Source organism: Saccharothrix coeruleofusca (genome assembly GCF_017876325.1).
Lineage (GTDB): Bacteria > Actinomycetota > Actinomycetes > Mycobacteriales > Pseudonocardiaceae > Actinosynnema > Actinosynnema coeruleofuscum.
In genome coordinates this window covers 323,065-344,361 of the sequence record NZ_JAGINV010000001.1, presented here as the reverse complement: position 1 = coordinate 344,361, position 21,297 = coordinate 323,065, and the positions used below count along the sequence as shown (strand labels likewise).

Genomic DNA, 21,297 nt, shown 5'->3' with positions numbered 1-21,297 from the left:
CACATCCTGCCCCGAGGGCTAACGAGAAGTCCAGCGTCCCCGTCCTGGTGCGCTTGAGCTCGAAGAACTGCGGGAAGCTGGTCAGCGCCCGAGCGCCGTCGAAAACCCTCACCGCGTCCTCGCCGCGAGGGATCCTGCTCAGCACCGGCCCGAAGAAGGCCACCCCGTCGATGTGGATGGTCGGCGTGCCCACGTCCATGCCCACCGGGTCCATGCCCCGGTGGTGGCTGGCCCGCAGGTCCTCGTCGTACTCGGCCGAGCGCGCGGCCTCGGCCAGCTCGGCGGGCAGGCCGACGTCCGCCAGGGCGAGCTCGATGACGGCGTCGTAGTCGCTGTTGCCCTCGTTGTGGATGCGCGTGCCCATCGCCGTGTAGAGGTCGCGCAGCACCGCGTCGCCGTGGTGCTTGGCAGCGGCGATGCTCACCCGGACCGGGCCCCACGCGCGGTCCATCGCGTCGCGGTAGCGCTCGTCCAGGTCGCGGCCCTCGTTCAGCACTGACAAGCTCATCACGTGGAAGTCGAGGTCGATGTCGCGCTGCGACTCCACTTCCAGTATCCAGCGCGAGGCGATCCAGGCGAACGGGCAGACCGGGTCGAAGTAGAAGTTGACCTTGGTGGCTCCTTCAGCCGTCATGGTGCGTTGCCCTTCTGGCGTCGGGCGGTGGCGGACTCCGCCCCCTGCGGCTCCATCGTCGCCGAGGACGGGCACCCGCGCAGCGTTCCCGCGGAAGGGAGTCCACTTCCCCCCGCGGCTCGTGATTGGATGCGACTGTCGTGTTCACCGACGCGACACCATCCCCGTACCGACGACGTCGGCGCCGAGTCCTGCCGGCGACGACAGACGAGGTGACCAGTGGCGGCACCCAACCTCACCCGCGACCAGGCACAGCAGCGCGCCCAGCTGCTGGAAGTCGACTCCTACCGGATCGAGCTGGACCTGACCGACGGGGGCGGCAAGCCCGGCTCGGACACGTTCCGCTCCACCACGACGGTGGCCTTCCGCAGCCGCTCGGCGGGCGCCTCCACGTGGGTCGACATCGTGGCCGCGACGGTGCACCGGGCCGTGCTCAACGGCGTCGAGCTGGACGTCTCGGGGTACCGCGAGGAGGAGGGCCTGCGGCTGCCCGACCTGGCCGAGCACAACGAGCTGACCGTCGAGGCGGACTGCCGGTACATGAACACCGGCGAGGGCCTGCACCGGTTCGTCGACCCGGTCGACGGCGAGGTCTACCTGTACTCGCAGTTCGAGACCGCCGACGCCAAGCGCATGTTCACCTGCTTCGACCAGCCCGACCTCAAGGCGGTCTACGACATCGCGGTGACCGCGCCGAGCCACTGGAAGGTCATCTCCAACGCGGCGGTGGAATCCACTGAGGACGCCCCCGGCGGCGCGGAACGGCACGTGTTCGCCACCACCAAGCCGATGTCCACTTATCTGGTGGCGCTGGTCGCGGGCCCTTACGCCGAGTGGCGGGACGAGTACACCGACGGCGAGACCACCATCCCGCTGGGCATCTACTGCCGCGCCTCGCTGGCCCCGCACATGGACCACGAGCGGCTGTTCACCGAGACCAAGCAGGGCTTCGGCTTCTACCACGGGGCCTTCGGGGTGAAGTACCCCTTCGGCAAGTACGACCAGTGCTTCGTGCCGGAGTTCAACGCGGGCGCGATGGAGAACGCGGGCTGCGTCACCTTCCTGGAGGACTACGTCTTCCGCAGCCGCGTCACCCGCTACCTCTACGAGCGGCGCGCCGAGACCGTGCTGCACGAGATGGCGCACATGTGGTTCGGCGACCTGGTGACCATGCGCTGGTGGGACGACCTGTGGCTGAACGAGTCGTTCGCCACCTGGGCCTCGGTGCTGGCCCAGGCGTCGGCCACGGAGTACGTGCACGCGTGGACCACGTTCGCCAAGATCGAGAAGTCCTGGGCCTACCGGCAGGACCAGCTGCCCTCGACCCACCCGGTGGCCGCGGACATCCCCGACGTGCAGGCGGTCGAGGTCAACTTCGACGGCATCACCTACGCCAAGGGCGCCTCGGTGCTCAAGCAGCTGGTGTCCTACGTCGGCCTGGAGAACTTCCTGGCGGGCCTGCGGGTCTACTTCGCCAAGCACTCCTGGGGCAACGCCACCCTGGCCGACCTGCTCGGCGCGCTGGAGGAGGCGTCGGGCCGCGACCTGTCGTGGTGGAGCGCGCAGTGGCTGGAGACCACCGGCCTGAACCTGCTGCGCCCCAAGTTCAGCGTGGACGCGCAGGGCCGGTTCACCGAGTTCGCGGTGCTGCAGGGCGGCGCGCGGCCGGGCGCGGGCGAGCTGCGCACGCACCGGCTGGCCATCGGCGTGTACGACGACGAGGGCGGCAAGCTGGTGCGCAAGCACCGGGTGGAGCTGGACGTGTCCGGCGAGCGCACCGAGGTGCCCCAGCTGGTCGGCGTGCCGCGCGGCAAGCTGGTGCTGGTCAACGACGACGACCTGACCTACTGCACGATGCGGCTGGACCCGGACTCGCTGGCCGCGCTGGTCGACCACATCGCCGACATCGCCGAGCCGCTGCCGCGCACGCTGTGCTGGTCGGCGGCGTGGGAGATGACCCGCGAGGCCGAGCTGAAGGCGCGCGACTTCGTCAACCTGGTGCTGGGCGGCCTGCACGCGGAGACCGAGGTGGGCGTGGTGCAGCGGCTGCTGCTCCAGGCGCAGACCGCGCTGTCCTCCTACGCCGACGCCTCCTGGCGCGCGGAGGGCTGGCGGCGGTTCACGGCCAGGACGCTGGAGCTGGCGCGGGCCGCCGAGGCGGGTTCGGACCACCAGCTGGCGTTCGTCAACGCGCTGGCGACCTCGGTGCTCGACGCCGACACCCTGGCGGTGCTGCGCGGCTGGCTGGACGGCACCGACGTGCTGCCCGGCCTGGACGTGGACACCGACCTGCGGTGGCGGCTGCTGCAGGCGCTGGTCGCCCACGGCGCGGCCGACCTGCCCGAGATCGAGGCGGAGGAGCGGCGCGACCCGACCGCGACCGGCCACCGCCGCGCCCAGTCCGCCCGCGCGCTGCGCCCCACCCGCGAGGCCAAGGACGAGGCGTGGGAGCGCGCGGTCAACGACGACGAGCTGCCCAACGCGGTCAGCGAGGCGATCATCGCGGGCATCCAGCACCCCGGCCAGAAGGAGCTGCTCCAGCCGTACGTGGAGCGCTACTTCGCCGACGTGGCGGGGGTGTGGGACCGCCGCTCCAGCGAGCGCGCGCAGTCGGTGGTGATCGGGCTGTTCCCGTCCTGGTCGATCCGGCCGGAGACGGTGACCGCGGCGGACCAGTGGCTGGCGGGCGACCACCCGCCCGCGCTGCGCAGGCTGGTCTCCGAGGGCCGCGCGGGCATCGTGCGGGCGCTGGCGGCGCAGGAGTTCGACCGCTCCTGACCTGCTGCGCCGAGGCCGCGTCCCTCTTTCGGGGGACGCGGCCCGCTCATCCCCTCGCGCAGTGCCACCGACCGCTAGCCTCCGGCGGATGGCGGAGATGCTCAACGCGGTGGCGAGTCTCTTATGGCCGCTGATCCTGCTCCTGCTGCTCCTGCTGTTCCGCACCCCGCTGCGCGAGGTGGTGCGGTCCGCTCGGGAGCGCGAGATCTCGCTGGAGATCGGTGGCCAGCGGGTCACCCTCGGCGTGCTGAACCGGGCCCAGAACGAGGCGATCGCCGACCTGCGGAAGCAGGTGAGCGCGCTGCGCGAGGCGCTCGGCGAGGCGTCGGGTCAGGTCGGCTCGCCCGCCGTGGCCGCGGTGCCCGACGAGGAGCCCGCGCCGCTGCGCGTGCTGTGGGTGGACGACCACCCGGAGAACAACGTGCTGGAGATCGCGCAGCTCCAGGACAACGGGGTCCGCGTGGACTCGGCGACCTCCACCCGCGAGGGGCTGGAGCTGTTCGCCACCAACCGGTACCGGCTGGTGGTCACCGACATGGCGCGTGCCGAGGTGGTGGACGCGGGCGTGCGGCTGGCGACCGCGCTGCGCGAGCTGGACCCGACGGTGCCCATCGTCGTCTACTGCGGGGCCAGGGCCAAGCGGACCCTGGGCGCGCGCGCCATCGCGGCGGGAGCGAACGCGGTCACCAACTCGCCGTGGGAGCTGACCGAGCACTTCCGCAAGCTCGCCCTGCTCTGAAACACGCTGAAGGCCCCGGCGACGGGCACCGGGGCCTTCAGCGGAAATCCGCTCAGGAGCGCGGCGCGTGCCCCGCCTGGTCGGCCAGCATCCGCAGACCGCTGACCAGGCCACCCGCCAGGTCGCCCTCCTTGAAGCTGGCCACCATGCTCATCACCGCGAGCTTGGCCCCCCGGTCGGGCAGCCTGCGGTGCGACTCCTCGCCGGTCACGATCTCCACGACGCGCTCGCCGGGCGAGACCGCGACCAGCACCGCGTGCGTCGGGCGCGCGGTGGACGCGTGCAGCGCCTCGGCCTGCGCGCGGGTGTCGCCGCCCAGCTCGCCCAGGTAGACGCTGAAGTCCAGGCCGGTGGTGCGGCTGGCCAGGGTCAGCGCCTCGTCCAGGCTGGACAGCTGGACCGGGGTGAACGGCACGGTGGGCGCCTGCGGCGTGTGCATCCTCGCCACGGAGATCCGGCCGCTGGCGGTGACCGCCTCGCCGACCCCCAGCTGCGACGGGTCCACCGCCGCGCGCATGACCTCACCAGTTGCCACGGGCGCCTCCCTTGGCGGTCCGGCCCTCGGCCGGGGTGTCCACGACGACGGCGTGGTGGGTCTGCGGCAGCCCGGCCGGGTTGGCGCTCCACCACACCGGGGCGTAGCCCCATTCCTGCCCTGGGCGGTACCGCTGGATGCGGGTCGCCTTCCGCCTCAGCGTCAGCAGCGCGATCACGCCGTAGATGGCCAGCGGGATCAGCGCGAAGACGAGCAAGGTCTCCACGATCGTCACGGCGGTTACGGTAACCGATCGCCGTCGTCACGTCCGGGCGAGGGGGCGTGCCAGCGCCACCGCGGTGAGCACGACGACCCCTCCCGCCACCAGGTAGACCGCGCCGAGGGACACCGCTTGGGCCAGCGGGCCCGCCAGCGCGGCCCCCAGCGGCGACAGGCCCCAGGCCAGCACCCGGTAGGCGCTGGTGACCCGGCCCATCATCGGGGCGGGGGTCAGCCGCTGCCTGCGGGTGGCCGACTGGACGTTCCAGGTGGCCGCGGCCAGGCCGAACAGCAGCACCGCGGCGATCGCCACCGGCAGCGCCGAGGTCGCGCCGAAGGCGATGAACGCCAGGCCGAGCACCACCAGCGCGCCGACCATGACCCGGCCGCCGCCCAGCCTGGCGGCCAGCGCCGGGCTCAGCCGCGCGCCCGCGAGCGAGCCGACCGCGATCACCACCACCAGCCACGGCATCACCGCCTCGGGCAGCCGCAGCACGTTGATCGCGTACAGCGCCAGCATCGCGTTGACCGCGGCGGCGCACAGCGCGGTGACGCCGACCGCGAGCACCAGCACCCGCAGGCCGGGGTGGCGGGCCAGGTGCGCGAGGCCCTCGACGAGCTGGGCGCGGATCGCGCCGAGACCGGTGCGGCGCCGCGTTCCGACCGGGAGCGGCCCGACCGGGGGCAGCCGGACCGGGGGCAACCGGGCCGCGCAGACCGCCGCGACCACGAACGTCAGCGCGTCCAGGGCGAAGCAGGCCGCGGGCTCCCACCAGAACAGGGCGCTGGCCGCGAGCGGCCCGGCCAGGTCCATGCCGATGGTCTCGGCGGTGACGAACCGGCCGTTGGCGCGCTCCAGGTCGGCCGGGCCCGCCAGCTCCACCAGCAGCACCTGCGAGGCGCTGTCGGCGAAGGACTCGGCGCTGGTCAGCACGAACCCGACGGCGCACAGCACGGCGACCGAGGCCCGGTCGGCGAACACCGCCCAGGCCAGCAGCCCGGTGACCGCGGCGCGGAAGGCGTGCGCGGCGGCCAGCACCGGTCCAGGGCGCCAGCGGTCCACCAGCACACCCGCGGGCAGGGCGACCACCAGCCAGGGCAGCGCCACGGCGACCGCCACGGCCGAGGCGGCCAACGGGCTGCGGGTGCTGACGGCGGTGTAGAGCGGCAGGGCCACGGTGCGCACGCCGTCGCCGACCAGCGAGGTGATCCAGGCGCCCGTGAGCAGCCGGAAACCCGGCGTGCCGATCCCCGTGCGCTGGAGCGGTTCTTCCACCGCCTACCTCGCTATGACGTGAGCTACTCCCGGATCAGGCGATGTTACGCAGCGTGCCGAGGCGAACCGGAAGCAGGAACGGAACCGCTCCGCCGTCGCAGTGGGTACCCCCTGACGGACTGCACCCGGACGGAGGCGAACGGCGGCCGGTTTGGCGTCTTGTCCTCCGCCGCCCCGCCTTCTAGCTTTTCACCTGTACGGGTCTTGCGCATTCGTTCCTGAATCCTATTTATCACTCACCGAGTCTCGGAGGACACGACATGTACACCACGAACTCCGCTCAGGCCGTTGTCCTCACTCGTTCGTCTTACACCCGAATGGCGCAGCCCGGCGCGTCTGTTCAGCGCTCCGTGACCGCATCCGGCTCGGTGCGCATCACCGCACGCGACTCCGTTCGCATCACCGCGCGCGACTCCGTTCGGATTACCTCGTTCGGTTCGGTCCGCATCACCGGCGCGCTGGACTCCGTGCGCATCACCGCACGGGACTCGGTGCGCATCACCGCACGCGACTCCGTGCGCATCACCGCACGGGACTCGGTGCGCATCACCGCACGCGACTCCGTGCGCATCACCGCACGGGACTCGGTGCGCATCACCGCACGCGACTCCGTGCGCATCACCGCACGCGACTCGGTCCGCATCACCGCGCACCGCGAGGACCTGGCACTGGCCGCGTGAGCTACGCCGCGGGCTCCCCCAGGTAGGGCAGCCACAGCGGATCGGCCTCGGCGACGCCCGCCAGCAGCCGCCAGTGCGGCCCGCGCGGGGCGCTGGGCACGACGCGCAACCGCCACCCCAGCTCCGACAGCAGCTTGTCGGCCTTGCGGTGGTTGCACTTCGCGCAGCAGGCCACGCAGTTGGTCCAGGAGTGGGGGCCACCCCGGCTGCGCGGCACCACGTGGTCGATGGTCTCGGCCCGCCCGCCGCAGTAGGCGCAGCGGTACCGGTCCCGGTGCATCAGCCCGGCGCGGGTCAGCGGAACCCGGCCCCGGTACGGCACGCGCACGTAGTTGCTCAACCTGATCACCGAGGGCACCACGACCTGCGAGGTCGAGGAGTGGACCACGGCCCCGGCCGGGTCGCCGTGCACCACCTCGGCCTTCCCGCACACCACCAGCACCACCGCGCGCCGCAGCGGCAGCGCGGTCAGCGGCTCGAACGTGGCGTTGAGGAGCAGTACTTTTCTCCGTCCCCAGGGGAACACCACCGGCTTCGCCGAACCGCTCCCCTCCCCGTCGACCACAGCGTGCACACCGGGCTGTTTTTGGCCGGACGGGGCCACCGGCGCGAGCCCGGCGTTCGCCAGGGCGCCGATCGGGGTGGGTTGTCGGTCTGGCACGCGACCACCTCCACCGGTTCAGGCATAGCAGACCACAGATCACCCCCAAAAATCACCTGTGATATGTGACGTGTCATGCAGTCGTGGCCGAACATTCGGCGAACCGACTCCCTATCGGTGATGGTTTTCATCATGGCGGTACCCTCGGCGAGGTGACCCAGCCCTCCCGCGCAGCGCTGCCTGCGACGACCACCTACCCGGCCGCACCACGTCAGGACCTCGTGGAAGACCTGCACGGGCACCTCGTGGCCGACCCGTACCGCTGGTTGGAAGACCCGGCCTCGCCCGCCACGCGGGAGTGGTCCGCGGCCCAGGACGACCTCACCCGATCGTGGCTCGACGCGCTGCCCGGCCGCGACCGGCTCGGCTCCCGGCTGGCCGAGCTGATGCGCACCGGCGCGGTGGGCGCGCCGCACTGGCGCGCGGGCCGCGCGTTCTTCACCCGCCGCGACCCCGAGCAAGACCACCCGGTGCTCCACGTCCGTGAACGCGACGGCTCCGAGCGCGTGCTGCTGGACGTGAACGCGCTCGACCCGTCCGGCCGCACCACGCTGGACGCCTGGTCGCCCAGCGCCGAGGGCACCCGCCTGGCCTACCAGGTCTCCGTCGGCGGCGACGAGCACTCCCTGCTGCACGTGCTGGACGTGGACACCGGCGAGGTGCTCGAAGGCCCGATCGACCGGTGCCGCTACTCCCCCGTGGCCTGGCTGCCCGGCGGCGAGGAGTTCTTCTACGTGCGCAGGCTCGACCCGGCCGGGCTGCCCGAGGACGAGCGGCTGTTCCACCGCCGCGTGTACCGGCACCGCGTGGGCGCCGACCCGGCCACCGACGTCACCGTGCACGGCGACGGCCTGGACCACACGTACTACTACGGCGTGTCGCTGTCGCCGGACAAGCGGTGGCTGCTGATCAACGGCTCGCCCGGCACGGTCCGCCGCGACTCGGTGTGGATCGCCGACCTGCGCGGCGACGGCGTGCCGCGCGAGGTGCTGGCCGCCGACGCGGGCGCCCAGTGCACCGCCTGGGTCGGCCGCGACGGCAGGCTCTACCTGGTCACCAGCCTCGACGCGCCGCGGTTCCGGCTGTGCGTGGCCGACCCCGAGCGGCCCACCGAGTGGACCGAGCTGGTCGCCGAGCAGCCCGACTCGGTGCTCGACGCCGCCACCTGGCTGGACGGCTCCCTGGTGCTGCTGCGCACCCGGCACGCGGTGTCCGAGCTGCACCTGCACGACCCGGCGACCGGGCGGCACCTCGGCGAGGTCCCGCTGCCCGGCACCGGCTCGCTGCACGGCTGGTCCACCACCGACCCGGCCACCGACGCGGACCGGGACGTGCTGTGGTTCGGCTGGTCGGACTTCGTCACGCCGCTGTCGGTGCACCGGTTCTCGCTGTCCACCGGTGAGACGACGCTGCACGAGGCCAACCCCGGTGCGGTGGAGCTGCCGGAGGTGACCACCCAGCAGGTCGAGTACACCTCCGCGGACGGCACCGCGGTGCGGATGTTCGTGGTGTCCGGCAGGCGGACCCCCGACCTGCCCCGGCCCGCGCTGCTGACCGGCTACGGCGGTTTCGCCGTCGGCCGCGGTCCCGGCTACAGCGCCACCACCCTGGCCTGGGTCGAGGCGGGCGGGGTGTGGGCGCACGCGTCGCTGCGCGGCGGCGACGAGGAGGGCGAGCAGTGGCACCGGGCCGGGATGCGCGAGCACAAGCAGAACGTGTTCGACGACTTCCACGCCGCCGCCGAGCACCTGGTGGGACAGGGGTGGACGACGCCCGAGCAGTTGGCGATCATGGGCGGGTCCAACGGGGGCCTGCTGGTCGGGGCCGCGCTGACCCAGCGCCCGGAGCTGTACGCGGCGGTGGTGTGCTCAGCGCCACTGCTGGACATGGTCCGCTACGAGAACTTCCTGCTGGGGCGGCTGTGGGCTGAGGAGTACGGCAGCGCGAGCGTGCCGGAGGAGTTGGCGTGGCTGCTGTCCTACTCGCCGTACCACCGGGTGCGGGAGGGGGTTGAGTACCCTTCGGTGCTGTTCACGGTCTTCGAGTCGGACAGCCGTGTGGACCCCAACCACGCCCGCAAGATGTGCGCGGCGCTGCAGCACGCCACGGCGAGCGATCCGACCAAGCACCCGGTGCTGCTGCGCCGGGAGACCGAGGTGGGGCACGCGGGGCGGTCGGTGAGCCGGTCGGTCGGGCTGGCCGTGGACCAGTTGACCTTCCTGGCCTGGGCGACCGGGCTGGAGCTGACCGGGCCGGACCTGGCCGGGCCGGAGTTGTAGTCGGGAGTTTGGAGGACTGGGCACGTGGACGTGAAGTCGACGCTCGCCGTCGAGTGGTGGCTGACCAACGGGCCGAGGATGGCCGAGGGCGCGCTGCGCATCGCGCTCACGGTGGTGATCGCGGTGGTGGTCCGGTTCCTGCTGCGGCGGCTGATCGACCGACTGACCAGGGGCTCCGGCGAGGGGCGCAAGCCCAGGCTGCTCAAGCCGCTGCGCGAGCGCGCGCCGCAGGCCCTGGGCGTGCTGGTCTCCGAGCGGCGCGAGCAGCGGGCCAGGACCATCGGCTCGGTGCTCAAGTCCATGGTCACGTTCGTCGTGTTCGGGGTGGCGTTCATCCAGGTGCTCACCGAGCTCGGGATGAACGTCGCCCCCATCCTGACCTCGGCGGGCATCCTCGGCGTCGCCATCGGCTTCGGCGCGCAGAACCTGGTCAAGGACTTCCTGTCCGGGATGTTCATGATGCTGGAGGACCAGTACGGCGTCGGCGACGTCGTCGACCTCGGGCCCGCCACGGGCACCGTGGAGTCGGTGGGCCTGCGCATCACCACGATCCGCGACACCAACGGCACCGTCTGGTACGTGCGCAACGGCGAGATCCAGCGCGTGGGCAACTCCTCGCAGGGGTTCGCGGTGGCCGTGGTGGACCTGCCGCTGGGCTACGGCGCGAACCTGGCCGAGGTCACCGACGTGCTGTCCAGGGCCGCCAAGTCGGCGACCGCGGAGGAGCAGCTGGCCAAGGACGTGATCGCCGAGCCGGACGTGCTCGGCGTGGAGAAGGTGACCCCGGAGGGGATCACCATGCGGGTCACCGTGAAGGTGCGGCCGGGGCGGCAGTGGGCGGTGCAGCGCGCCCTGCGCGCCAAGCTCATGCCGGCCCTGGAGGACGCGGGCGTCTCCCTCAAGGCATAACCGGCGCGGCCCGCGCGTTCACCACGGTGGGCGCGCGGGCCGCGACCCTCGCGCACCGCCCCATTCCCCAGCCAGGCAGGATGGTTGTGTGACCACTCCGGAGAACTTCTACGAAGCGGTGGGCGGGTACGACACCTTCCACCGGATCGTCGCGCGCTTCTACGAAGAGGTCGCCAAGGACCCGGTGCTGCGCCCCATGTACCCGGAGGAGGACCTCGGCCCCGCCGAGGAGCGCTTCCGGCTGTTCCTCATGCAGTACTGGGGCGGCCCGCACACCTACTCCGAGCAGCGCGGCCACCCGAGGCTGCGGATGCGGCACATGCCCTTCACCATCGGCCCCGAGCAGCGCGACGCCTGGCTGCGCTGCATCAAGGTCGCGGTGGACGAGGCGGATCTCTCACCCGAGCATCGGCGACAGCTGTGGGGGTACCTGGAGATGGCCGCGAACAGCCTCGTGAACACCTGGGCGTGATCCCCGATCCCCCGGACGGGGCGGACCACCTCACCACGAATGGCAGGATGACTCCTCGTGCGACGATCCTCCGACCGCCGACCCGAGATCGCCGACGAGTCCGCCTGGTGGCGTGACGCCGTCTTCTACCAGATCTACGTGCGCTCCTTCGCCGACTCCAACGGTGACGGCGTCGGCGACCTCGACGGCATCCGCTCCCGGCTGGGCTACCTGGAGCTGCTGGGCGTCGACGCGCTGTGGCTGACCCCCTTCTACACCTCGCCGATGGCCGACCACGGCTACGACGTGGCCGACCCGCGCGACGTGGACCCGCTGTTCGGCGACCTGGCCGCGTTCGACCGGCTGGTCGAGGAGGCCCACCAGCACAACCTGCGGATCACCGTGGACCTGGTGCCCAACCACAGCAGCGACCGGCACGAGTGGTTCCAGGCCGCGCTCCAGTCGCCCCCCGGCAGCCCCGAGCGCGACCGGTACATCTTCCGCGACGGGCGCGGCATCGACGGCTCCCAGCCGCCCAACAACTGGACCAGCGTGTTCGGCGGGCCCGCGTGGACGCGGGTGCCCGACGGCCAGTGGTACCTGCACCTGTTCGCCCCCGAGCAGCCCGACCTGAACTGGGACAACCCCGAGGTGCCCGCCGACCTGGCCCGCACCCTGCGGTTCTGGCTCGACCGCGGGGTGGACGGCTTCCGCATCGACGTGGCGCACGGCATGGCCAAGCCGTTCGGGCTGCCCGACATGGACCTGCGGGTCGACCGGGGCCCCGGCGTGCTGCACGACAACGCGCTGGACCCGCGCTTCGACAACGACGGCGTGCACGAGTACCACCGGATGATCCGCAAGGTCATCGACACCTATCCCGGCCGGATGGCGGTGGGCGAGATCTGGGTCAAGGACGACGAGCGGTTCGCCCGCTACGTCCGGCCCGACGAGCTGCACCTGGGCTTCAACTTCCGGCTCGTGGAGGCCGAGTTCGACGCCGAGGCGGTGCGCGCGGCGATCGAGCACTCGCTGGCCGCGGTGCGGCCGCTGGGCACCCCGCCGACCTGGACGCTGTCCAACCACGACGTGGTGCGGCACGTGACCCGCTACGGCGGCGGCGACCTGGGCGCGCGGCGGGCCCGCGCGATGGCGCTGGTCGAACTGGCCCTGCCGGGCGTGGTCTACCTCTACAACGGCGAGGAGCTGGGCCTGCCCAACGTGGAGCTGCCGGAGTGGGCGCTGCAGGACCCGACCTGGCTGCGCTCCGGGCACACCGACCGGGGCCGCGACGGCTGCCGGGTGCCGCTGCCGTGGGAGGGCGCCGCGCCGCCGTACGGGTTCTCGCAGAGCGCGAGCACCTGGCTGCCGCAGCCCAACGAGTGGGGCCCGCTGACCGCGGAGCGGCAGCTGGAGGACCCGGACTCGATGCTCTCGCTGTACCGGCAGGCGCTGGAGCTGCGCAAGACGCACCCGGCCATCGGCGGGGACGAGCTGGAGTGGTACGGCGCGCCCCCCGGCTGCCTGGCGTTCCGGCGCAAGGGTGGTGGGCTGATCTGCGCGCTGAACACCTCGGCGGGCTCGGTGCCGCTGCCCCCCGGCCGGGTGCTGCTGGCCAGCGGGCCGATGGACGGCGACCAGCTGCCCCCGGACACCGCGGCCTGGCTGGTCTAGCCCGGCGTCCCACGGGGTGGTGCGCCACCCCGTGGGACGCCGACGCTCACCCCGCTCGGGGCACCTCGCTGACGGGCACGCTCGCGGGGCGGGGTTCGCCCGCCTCGCGGCAGCTGTGCCGGGTGAAGATCTCCACCGCCTCGGTCCACGCCCGGTCGGCGCGGGCCGGGTCGCCCAGCGCCTCGTGGACGCCCGCCAGGTCGCGCAGCGTCCGAGCCCGCCACACCGGCAGCCGCAGCGCGTCCCACCAGCGCAGCGACCGCTCCAGGTAGCGCAGCGCCTCCCGCGCCCGGCCCACCGACAGCTCCAGCTCGCCGAGGGTGCGCAGCATCAGCGCCTGGCCGAAGCCGTCCTGCATGTCGTTGCAGGTGCCCAGGCACTCCAGCAGCTCGCTGCGCACCGCGTCGCCCAGGCCCTGCCGGATGCGCACCTTGGCCAGCGACTGCGCCGCGTAGGCGGTCATCAGCCGCTCGCCGCTGCCGCGCAGCAGCTCCACGGCCCGCTCGCAGGCCCGCGCCGCCTCGTCCAGCCGCCCGGCCGCGCGGTGCGCGATGCCGATGGTGCGCAGCGAGAGCGCCTCGCCGCGCACGTCGCCCGACCGCCGGTGGGCGGCCAGGGCCCGCTCGCCCGCCCGCAGCGCCCCGGCCAGGTCGCCCTGCTCGGTGAGCACCCGGCTCAGGCCGTGCACGGCGCTGACGACCAGCCTCGGCTCGTCCAGGGCGCGCAGCCGCAGGAGCGCGCGGTCCAACGACGCGCGTGCCGCCGCGAGCATCCCCTGCTCCCGCTGCACGGTGCTCAGCTCCAGCAGCGCGGTGACCTCGCCGCGCTCGTCGCCGTCCTGCTGACAGGCCGCCAGCGACTGCTCGTAGTACGACTCGGCCTCGCCGAAGCGGTCCTGCTCGTAGCGCAGCCAGCCCAGCCCGGCCAGCAGCCGCGCCTGGTCCGCGCGGTCGCCCACCCGGCGGGCGGCGGCCAGCGCGGCGGAGTGGGTGCGCCACCACTGGTGGAACAGGTTGCGCGTGGAGAACCAGGACGCCGCCAGCGCGGTCGCCAGCCGGGTGGCGAGACCGGCCTCGTCCAGCTCGGCCAGCCGCTCCACCACGCCGACCAGCTCGGCCTGCTCGGCGTCGAACCACGCCCGCGGATCGGCCAGCAGCTCGGCGACGACCTCCCGGTCCAGGTGCGGCACCTCGACCGGCTCCGCGTCGGGCTCGGGGGTCGCCCCCGCCGCCTCGACCAAGCCCAGCCAGGCGCGGGCGGCGCGGGCGCACAGCGCGCGCACCCCGTCCGGGGTCTCCTCGGCCTCGCCGCGCTCGCGGGCGAACGCGCGGGTCAGGTCGTGCACCTGGTAGCGCAGGACCCCGCCCTCCTCACCGGAGACGTCCACCAGCCGCGCGTCCACCAGCCGCTCGACCACCTCCTCGGCCTCGTCCCGGTCGCAGTCCAGCAGCGGCGCCACCAGCCAGCCGCCGAAGCCGGACACGTCCAGCAGGCCCAGCCCGCGCAGCGCGGCGCGCTCCCGCTCGGCCAGGCCCGCGTAGCTCAGCGCCAGGCTGCCGCGCACCTCCAGGTCGCCCAGGGTCAGCTCCCCCAGCACCCGCCGCTGCACGCCCAGCCGCTCGGCCAGCCGGGCCAGCCGCCAGTGCGGCCGGGCGGCCAGCCTGGCCCCGGCGATGCGCACGGCCAGCGGCAGCTGACCGCACAGCCGCACGATCTCGCGCGCCGCCTCCGGCTCGGCGGCCACCCGGTCGCTGCCGACCAGGCGGTCCAGCAGCGCCAGCGCGTCGCGGTCGGGCAGCACCCGCAGGTCCAGCTGCGCGGCCCCGCTCAGCGCGCCCAGCCGCTCCCGGCTGGTGACCAGCACCGCGCACCCCGGCTCGCCCGGCAGCAGCGGGCGGACCTGCCGCTCGTCGGCGGCGTCGTCGAGCACCACCAGCACCCGCCGGTCGGCCAGCAGCGTGCGGTAGAGCTGGGCGCGCTCGGCCAGGTCGGCGGGGATGCCCTGCTCGGGCACGCCCAGCGCGCGCAGGAACCCGGCCAGCACCTCGGCCGGGTCGGCGCGGTGCGGGTGCACCCCGTGCAGCGCCGCGTAGAGCTGGCCGTCCGGGAAGTGCTCGCGCACCGCGTGCGCCACGTGCGCGGCCAGCGTGGACTTGCCCGAGCCCGCCTGGCCGGAGATCGCGCACACCCGCACCGCGCCGGTGGGCCGGGCCAGCGCGCGGGAGAGCTGGTCCAGCTCGGCGGCGCGGCCGGTGAAGTCGGCGATGTCGGCGGGCAGCTGGCTGGGCCGCGGCGCGGGCGGCGCCGCCTCGGCCCGCGCGGGCTTCGCCGGTTCCTCGCGCAGCACCCGCTCGTGGGTCGAGCGCAGCGCCGGACCCGGTTCCAGCCCCAGCTCGTCGAGCAGCACCCGGCGGCCCTCCTGGTAGACCGCCAGCGCGTCGGCCTGCCTGCCCGCCTGGTGCAGCGCCAGCATCAGCTGGCTGCGCAGCCGCTCGCGCAGCGGGTGCTCGGCCACCGCGGCGACCAGCTCGGGCACCACCGCCTCGCCCCGGCCCATGGCCAGGTCGGTGTCCACCCGGTCCTCCAGCGCGGCCAGCCGCAGCTCCTCCAGCCTGCCGCGCTCCTGCTCGGCCCACTCGCCCCGCGCGCCGCCCAGCGCGGGCCCGCGCCACACCCGCAGCCCGGCGGCGAACCGGGCCGCGGCCTCCTCCAGGTCGCCGTCGGCCAGCGCCACCCGGCCCGCGGAGACCTCGCGGGTGAACACGTGCACGTCCACCTGGTCCAGGTCGGCCGCCAGCAGGTAGCCGCCCGCGTCGCGGGTCAGCAGCTCGGCGCCGTCGGAGAGCGCCTTGCGCAGCGTCGAGACGTAGGTGTGCACCGCCGCGCGGGTGCGCTCCGGCGGGTCCTGCCCCCACACCGCGTCGACCAGCTGGGCCAACGACACCACCCGGCCCGCGTGCAGCAGGAGCATCGCCAGCAGCGTGCGCGGCTTCGGACCACCGAGCTGGACCGGTCTGCCCGAGACGCGGGCCTCGACCGGTCCGAGAACGCGGAACTCCATGAACCCCCCTGAGCCCAGCCCCTCGCACCAGCCTCATGATCCGGGTGCCGCCGGGGCGTGATCAAGGGACGCCCGGACCGCACCGGGGTTGTCCCGGTCCGAACCAGCGGGTTCGGACCGGCGGTGTCACACCAGCAGCGGCAGCATCGAGTGGCGGCGGCGGACCACCGCGCCGAACCGGGCGTCGATGCGCAGCCAGGAGTCGGTGGCCGTCACCCGCACGTCGTCGCCGCCCAGGAAACCCATGCCGGACAAGGCGAACAGGCACCGCAGCGGCACCTTCACGTCCAGCCCGGAGCCGCTGACCGTGAGCACGGTCTGGTCCAGCAGCGAGGCGGGCGGGGTGCCGTGCGGGCCGGTGTTCTCCCGCGCCACGGCCACGCCCTGCTCGGCCAGCTCGGAGACCACGCTGCCGGGCAGCCGGTCCACCGGCAGCCAGCCGTCCGAGGGCGGCAGCGCCGAGCGCCACATCAGGTCCTTGGCCGGACCGGGGTCCACGGTCTCGCTGCGCACCACCGCCAGCCCGGTCAGCAGGTCCGAGCCGGACACCGTCACGTCCCCCGGCCGCACCTCCCCCGCGACCGTGCGGGTCGCCAGCGCGTCGAACGGGGTCGCCACCCACGCGTCGAGCAGGCCCCCGGAGGGGCGGTTGCGCAGCCGCACCACGACCTGCGCGTCCAGTCGGACCGCGCGGGCGACGAACGCGCCCAGGTCGTCCCGCTCGGTGGGGTCGGCCAGAACCAGCTCAGGCACCATTACCTCCGGCACGCCAGCCCGCGAGGAAGTCGCGCTCGGCTTCGAGAAGGCGGCGGGGACGCCCGGCCGCCAGGTCGTAGGGGACCATCAGGGTTTCCGCCCGCGCCACCACCGGGCTGCCCTCCTGGCGCCCGCTGCGCACGGCGTAGTCGAGGGTGAACGAGGCCGACTTCAGCTCCCGCACCGACATCTCCACCACGACGTCGTCGCCGGTGTAGAGCAGCGGGGCCAGGTACTCCACCGCCAGGCGGGCCACCACGACGCCCTCCTTCATGGCGGGCACGCCGTGCCGGGTGGCTTCGGTGAACAGCAGGCCGATCCGCGCCTCTTCCAGCAGCGTCACCGTGCTGGCGTGGTTGACGTGGCCGAACGCGTCCATGTCCGACCACCTCGGTCGCACGCCCGTGACGAACACACCCAAGTTGAACGCGCCTCCCGCATCGTCGATGTCCCAGACCTTAGCCACGCGCTACGGCCACGTTAAGGCGGCATCCGGAGGCGTTCACCGGGGCCGCGCCCCCGTGGACCCGCGCACCACCAGCTCGGGCTGGAACACGAACTCCGCGTGCGGCGCGGGCGTGCCGCCGATCTCCTCCAGCAGCGCGTGCACCGCCGCCTGCCCCATCGCGTCCACCGGCTGCCGCAGCGTGGTCAGCGGCGGGTCGGCGAACACGATCAGCGGCGAGTCGTCGAACCCGACCACGGACACGTCGCGCGGCACGTGCAGCCCGCGCTGGCGGGCGGCCCGGATCGCGCCGAAGGCCATCAGGTCGCTGCCGCACACGATCGCCGTGCAGCCCCGGTCGAGCAGCTTGGCCGCCGCGGCCTGGCCGCCCTCGACGCTGAACAGGGAGTGCTCCACCAGGTCGGCGGCCTGCGGGCGGACCAGCGCCAGGCCCTCGACCATGCGCTGGGTCGGCACGTACCGGCGCGGGCCCAGCGCCAGGCCGATCCGCTCGTGCCCCAGCTCCACCAGGTGGGTGACGGCCAGCCGGACCGCGGCGCGCACGTCGACCGAGACGAACGGGGCCGACACCCTGTCGGTGTAGCCGTTGACCATCACGAACGGCACGCCGCGGCCCGCCAGCTTCACGTACCGGTCCATGTCGGCGGTGGTGTCGGCGTGCAGCCCGGCCACGAAGACGATCCCGTTGACCCCCCGGTCGACCAGCATCTCGGTGAGCTGGTCCTCCGAGGAGCCGCCGGGGGTCTGCGTGCACAGCACGGGCGTGTACCCGTCCCTGGTCAGCACCTGCTCGATCACCTGGGCGAAGACCGGGAAGATCGGGTTGGACAGCTCGGGGATGATCAGCCCGATCAGCCCCTGGCTGCGCTGGCGCAGCTTGGGCGGCCGCTCGTAGCCGAGCACGTCCATCGCGGCGACCACGGCCTGGCGGGTGGCGGCGGAGACGCCCGGCTTGCCGTTGACCACCCGGCTGACGGTCGCCTCGCTCACTCCTGCCTGGGCCGCGATGTCACTGAGCCGAGCTGTCACACCCGGTGACTCTACGGGCGCTGCCACCACACCGTCGTGTCCGCCCGCACCAGCGCGTCGCCGCCCTCGGTGGTGACCGGGCCGGAGGCCAGCAGCACCTCGCCGCCCAGCGGCAGCCGCACCGGCTCCGGGCCGAAGTTGACCGCGCAGGCGAACCGGCCGCGCTCGAAGGCCAGCACGCCCTCCGGCGCGTCCAGCCACCGCACGCCCGACCCGGCGCCCAGGTCCGGGTGCTCGCGGCGGACGCGCAGCGCCGACCGGTACAGCTCCAGCACCGAGTCGGGGTCGCCCTGCTGGGCCGCCACGCTCAGCGCGCCCCAGTCGGCGGGCTGCGGCAGCCAGGAACCGCCGTCGCCGAAGCCGAACGACGGCCCGTCGGTGGTCCACGGAATCGGCACGCGGCAGCCGTCGCGGCCCCGGTCGGTGTGCCCGGAGCGCTCCCACACCGGGTCCTGGAGCACCTCGTCGGGCAGGTCCAGCACCTCCGGCAGGCCCAGCTCCTCGCCCTGGTAGAGGTAGGCCGAGCCGGGCAGCGCCAGCATCAGCAGCGCCGCCGCGCGGGCCCGCGCCACGCTCCCGTACCGGGTGACGTGCCGCCGCACGTCGTGGTTGGACAGCACCCACGTGGTCGGCGCGCCGACCAGCGCCGACGCGGCCAGCGAGTCGTCGATCACCCCGCGCAGCCGCGCGGGGTCCCAGTCGGTGGTCAGGTAGTGGAAGTTGAACGCCTGGTGCAGCTCGTCCGGCCGCAGGTACAGCGCGGTGCGCTCGGGGCTGGGCGTCCACGCCTCGGCCACGCCGACGCGCGGCCCGTCGTAGGAGTCGAGCACCTTGCGCCAGTCGCGGTAGATCTCGTGCACCCCGTCCTGGTCGAAGAACGGCAGCGCCTCGGTGCCCAGCAGCGCGATGTGGTCGGGCCTGCCCACGTCGGGCAGGCCGTCGGCCTTGACCATGCCGTGCGCGACGTCCACCCGGAACCCGTCCACGCCCAGGTCCAGCCAGAACCGCAGGACGTCGAGGAACTCCTCGCGCACCTCGGGGTTGTCCCAGTTCAGGTCGGGCTGCTCGGGGGCGAACAGGTGCAGGTACCACTGGCCGTCGGGCACCCGCGTCCAGGCCGGGCCGCCGAAGACCGACTCCCAGTCGTTGGGCGGCAACTCGCCGCGGCCGTCGCGGAAGTGGTAGCGGGCGCGCTCCGGCGAGCCGGGCCGGGCGGCCAGCGCCCGCTGGAACCAGCGGTGCCGGTCGGAGGTGTGGTTGGGCACCAGGTCGACGATCACCCGCAGTCCCAGGGCGTGCGCGTCGGCGATGAGCGCCGAGGCGTCGGCCAGCGTGCCGAACGCCGGGTCCACCGCCCGGTAGTCGGCCACGTCGTAGCCGCCGTCGGCCATCGGCGAGGCGTAGAAGGGGGTGATCCACAGCGCGTCCACCCCCAGCCCGGCCAGGTGCGGCAGGCGGGAGCGGATGCCCGGCAGGTCGCCGACGCCGTCGCCGTCGGAGTCGGCGAAGCTGCGGACGTAGACCTGGTAGATGACGGCGTCGCGCCACCAGTCCTGGCTCATGGGTCTCCTCGGCGAAGCGGGTGGGTCGAGTGGGATGAAAGACCTTGCAAGGGTTTTCAGCAAGTCCCTCGACTGGTATGACCTAGAGCACATCCCTGCCAGCTCCAGGAGACAACGTGGTCCCCTCAGCGCCTCGCGCGCTGCTCGTCGCAGCGGCGCTCCTGCTCAGCCTGTCCAGCCCCGTCCCGCCGACCGCCCAGGCCGCCCCGCCGGGGTCGAAGGACGTCACCGCCACCCTGTTCCAGTGGTCCTTCGACCGGGTCGCCGCGGAGTGCACGACCTCCCTGGGCCCCGAGGGGTACGGGTTCGTCGAGGTCTCCCCCGCCACCGAGCACATCCAGGGCTCCCAGTGGTGGACCTCCTACCAGCCGGTCAGCTACCGGATCGCCGGGCGGCTCGGTGACGAGACCGCCTTCCGGAACATGGTCGGCACCTGCCACGCGGCGGGCGTGAAGGTCATCGCCGACGCGGTCGTCAACCACATGTCCGCGGGTTCGGGCACCGGAACCGGCGGCTCCGGCTACCGCAAGTACGACTACCCCGGCCACTACAGCGACCCCGACTTCCACTCCTGCCGCACCGACATCAGCGACTACCGCGACCGCGACAACGTGCAGAACTGCGAACTGGTCGGCTTGGCGGACCTCGACACCGGCAGCGACTACGTGCGCGACGAGATCGCCGAGTACCTCGACAACCTGATCGCCATGGGCGTGGACGGCTTCCGCATCGACGCGGCCAAGCACATCGCCGCCGCCGACCTGGCGGCGATCAAGTCCAGGCTGAGCAAGCCCGACGTGTTCTGGGTGCACGAGGTCATCTACGGCGCGGGCGAGGCCGTGCAGCCCGGCGAGTACACCGGCTCGGGCGACGTGGACGAGTTCCGCTACGCCTACGACCTCAAGCGCGTGTTCACCAACGAGAACCTGGCCTACCTCAGCAACTTCGGCCAGGTGTGGGGCTACCTGCCCAGCAACCAGGCGCGGTCCTTCGTGGACAACTGGGACACCGAGCGCAACGGCTCCACGCTCAGCTACAAGGACGGCTCGACCTACACGCTGGCCAACGTGTTCATGCTGGCCTGGCCCTACGGCGCGCCCAACGTGCACTCCGGGTACGAGTTCTCCGACCGCGACGCGGGTCCGCCGCCGCCCGGCGAGTGCTACACCAGCGGCTGGAAGTGCCAGCACCGGTGGACCCAGATCGCGGGCATGGTCGGCTTCCGCAACACCGTCGCGGGCACCGCGGTGACCAACTGGTGGGACAACGGCGCCGACGCCATCGCGTTCGGCCGGGGCTCGCGCGGGTTCGTGGCGATCAACCGGGAGACCTCCCCGATCACCCGGACCTTCCAGACCTCCCTGCCCGCCGGCACCTACTGCGACGTGCAGCGCGACGGGTGCGCGGCGGTCACCGTCGACGCGTCCGGCCGCTTCACCGCCACCCTGGGCGCGGGCACCGCCCTGGCGCTGCACGTCAACGCCCGCGTGGGCGCGACCCCGTTCATGGACGGGACGGTGACGCGGGAAAGCGGCGGCAACCGCCGGGCATGACGCCGGTGGGGCGGGTTCCGCGCGGAACCCGCCCC

Annotated in this window: 17 protein-coding genes and 1 pseudogene; 8 read left to right on the top strand and 10 right to left on the bottom strand. The window is 73.3% G+C overall.

Annotated elements, in window-relative coordinates; genetic code table 11:
• Nucleotides 1–25: 25 nt before the first annotated feature.
• Nucleotides 26–634 (bottom strand): annotated as a pseudogene (locus tag JOF41_RS01675) (mycothiol-dependent nitroreductase Rv2466c family protein); the annotation flags it as partial.
• A 219-nt stretch (nt 635–853) separates the two neighbouring features.
• Here JOF41_RS01675 and pepN point away from each other — a divergent pair.
• Complete coding sequence (pepN, locus tag JOF41_RS01670; protein ID WP_209615584.1) at nt 854–3,412, top strand: aminopeptidase N; 2,559 nt, start codon at nt 854–856, stop codon at nt 3,410–3,412.
• Between the two features lie 88 nt (nt 3,413–3,500).
• The gene (locus tag JOF41_RS01665; protein ID WP_209615583.1) at nt 3,501–4,151 is read left to right on the top strand and encodes a response regulator; all 651 of its coding nucleotides are present in this window, start codon (nt 3,501–3,503) and stop codon (nt 4,149–4,151) included.
• Between the two features lie 52 nt (nt 4,152–4,203).
• Here the strand turns inward: JOF41_RS01665 and JOF41_RS01660 are convergent, their stop codons facing one another.
• The 3 genes from JOF41_RS01660 to JOF41_RS01650 are packed head-to-tail and all read right to left on the bottom strand — an operon-like array spanning nt 4,204 to nt 6,181.
• On the bottom strand, nt 4,204–4,686 hold the full coding sequence (locus JOF41_RS01660) for a DUF5130 family protein (protein WP_209615579.1): 483 nt from the start codon (nt 4,684–4,686) through the stop codon (nt 4,204–4,206).
• Nucleotides 4,673–4,921: an aa3-type cytochrome oxidase subunit CtaJ gene (gene ctaJ / locus JOF41_RS01655; RefSeq protein WP_189222166.1), complete on the bottom strand. Its 249-nt coding sequence runs from the start codon at nt 4,919–4,921 to the stop codon at nt 4,673–4,675. The genes JOF41_RS01660 and ctaJ overlap by 14 nt, the downstream gene beginning before the upstream one ends.
• A gap of 27 nt (nt 4,922–4,948) precedes the next feature.
• A complete protein-coding gene (locus tag JOF41_RS01650; protein WP_209615578.1) occupies nt 4,949–6,181 on the bottom strand; it encodes an MFS transporter in 1,233 nt (410 codons plus the stop codon).
• Between the two features lie 260 nt (nt 6,182–6,441).
• On the opposite strand from JOF41_RS01650, the gene JOF41_RS01645 reads away from it, so the two are divergent.
• Nucleotides 6,442–6,861: a hypothetical protein gene (locus JOF41_RS01645; protein WP_209615576.1), complete on the top strand. Its 420-nt coding sequence runs from the start codon at nt 6,442–6,444 to the stop codon at nt 6,859–6,861.
• Between the two features lies 1 nt (nt 6,862).
• Here JOF41_RS01645 and JOF41_RS01640 read toward each other — a convergent pair whose 3' ends face one another.
• The gene (locus JOF41_RS01640; RefSeq protein ID WP_229795166.1) at nt 6,863–7,522 is read right to left on the bottom strand and encodes an HNH endonuclease; all 660 of its coding nucleotides are present in this window, start codon (nt 7,520–7,522) and stop codon (nt 6,863–6,865) included.
• 152 nt (nt 7,523–7,674) lie between these two features.
• On the opposite strand from JOF41_RS01640, the gene JOF41_RS01635 reads away from it, so the two are divergent.
• The 4 genes from JOF41_RS01635 (at nt 7,675) to JOF41_RS01620 (ending at nt 12,835) form a co-directional block, all read left to right on the top strand.
• Nucleotides 7,675–9,801, top strand: a complete 2,127-nt coding sequence (locus JOF41_RS01635) for a prolyl oligopeptidase family serine peptidase (RefSeq protein ID WP_209615574.1) — start codon at nt 7,675–7,677, stop codon at nt 9,799–9,801.
• Between the two features lie 24 nt (nt 9,802–9,825).
• On the top strand, nt 9,826–10,710 hold the full coding sequence (locus JOF41_RS01630) for a mechanosensitive ion channel family protein (RefSeq protein ID WP_372448462.1): 885 nt from the start codon (nt 9,826–9,828) through the stop codon (nt 10,708–10,710).
• Between the two features lie 88 nt (nt 10,711–10,798).
• Nucleotides 10,799–11,182 (top strand): globin, encoded by a 384-nt coding sequence (locus JOF41_RS01625; protein WP_209615572.1) that lies wholly within the window; start codon nt 10,799–10,801, stop codon nt 11,180–11,182.
• A 57-nt stretch (nt 11,183–11,239) separates the two neighbouring features.
• Nucleotides 11,240–12,835 carry a glycoside hydrolase family 13 protein gene (locus tag JOF41_RS01620; protein ID WP_189222170.1) on the top strand — a complete coding sequence of 532 codons (1,596 nt, stop codon included), beginning with the start codon at nt 11,240–11,242 and terminating at the stop codon, nt 12,833–12,835.
• A gap of 46 nt (nt 12,836–12,881) precedes the next feature.
• Here the strand turns inward: JOF41_RS01620 and JOF41_RS01615 are convergent, their stop codons facing one another.
• The 5 genes from JOF41_RS01615 to JOF41_RS01595 all read right to left on the bottom strand — a co-directional run bounded on the left by JOF41_RS01615 (nt 12,882) and on the right by JOF41_RS01595 (nt 19,709).
• The gene (locus tag JOF41_RS01615) at nt 12,882–15,896 is read right to left on the bottom strand and encodes an AfsR/SARP family transcriptional regulator (protein ID WP_209615569.1); all 3,015 of its coding nucleotides are present in this window, start codon (nt 15,894–15,896) and stop codon (nt 12,882–12,884) included.
• Nucleotides 15,897–16,022: 126 nt separating this feature from the next.
• Nucleotides 16,023–16,649: a DUF8010 domain-containing protein gene (locus tag JOF41_RS01610; protein WP_189222172.1), complete on the bottom strand. Its 627-nt coding sequence runs from the start codon at nt 16,647–16,649 to the stop codon at nt 16,023–16,025.
• Complete coding sequence (locus JOF41_RS01605; RefSeq protein WP_189222581.1) at nt 16,642–17,073, bottom strand: acyl-CoA thioesterase; 432 nt, start codon at nt 17,071–17,073, stop codon at nt 16,642–16,644. Before JOF41_RS01605 ends, JOF41_RS01610 begins: the two co-directional genes overlap by 8 nt.
• Before the next feature lie 81 nt (nt 17,074–17,154).
• A complete protein-coding gene (locus JOF41_RS01600; RefSeq protein ID WP_189222173.1) occupies nt 17,155–18,147 on the bottom strand; it encodes a LacI family DNA-binding transcriptional regulator in 993 nt (330 codons plus the stop codon).
• Nucleotides 18,148–18,158: 11 nt separating this feature from the next.
• Nucleotides 18,159–19,709, bottom strand: a complete 1,551-nt coding sequence (locus JOF41_RS01595; protein WP_189222174.1) for a glycoside hydrolase family 13 protein — start codon at nt 19,707–19,709, stop codon at nt 18,159–18,161.
• A 116-nt stretch (nt 19,710–19,825) separates the two neighbouring features.
• On the opposite strand from JOF41_RS01595, the gene JOF41_RS01590 reads away from it, so the two are divergent.
• On the top strand, nt 19,826–21,262 hold the full coding sequence (locus JOF41_RS01590; RefSeq protein WP_209615565.1) for an alpha-amylase: 1,437 nt from the start codon (nt 19,826–19,828) through the stop codon (nt 21,260–21,262).
• Nucleotides 21,263–21,297: the final 35 nt, after the last annotated feature.

Coding starts and splice junctions, on each gene's coding strand:
- JOF41_RS01645 (WP_209615576.1), top strand. CDS start 6,442: ATGTACACCACGAACTCCGCTCAGGCCGTTGTCCTCACTCGTTCGTCT.
- JOF41_RS01595 (WP_189222174.1), bottom strand. CDS start 19,709: ATGAGCCAGGACTGGTGGCGCGACGCCGTCATCTACCAGGTCTACGTC.
- JOF41_RS01615 (WP_209615569.1), bottom strand. CDS start 15,896: ATGGAGTTCCGCGTTCTCGGACCGGTCGAGGCCCGCGTCTCGGGCAGA.
- JOF41_RS01665 (WP_209615583.1), top strand. CDS start 3,501: ATGGCGGAGATGCTCAACGCGGTGGCGAGTCTCTTATGGCCGCTGATC.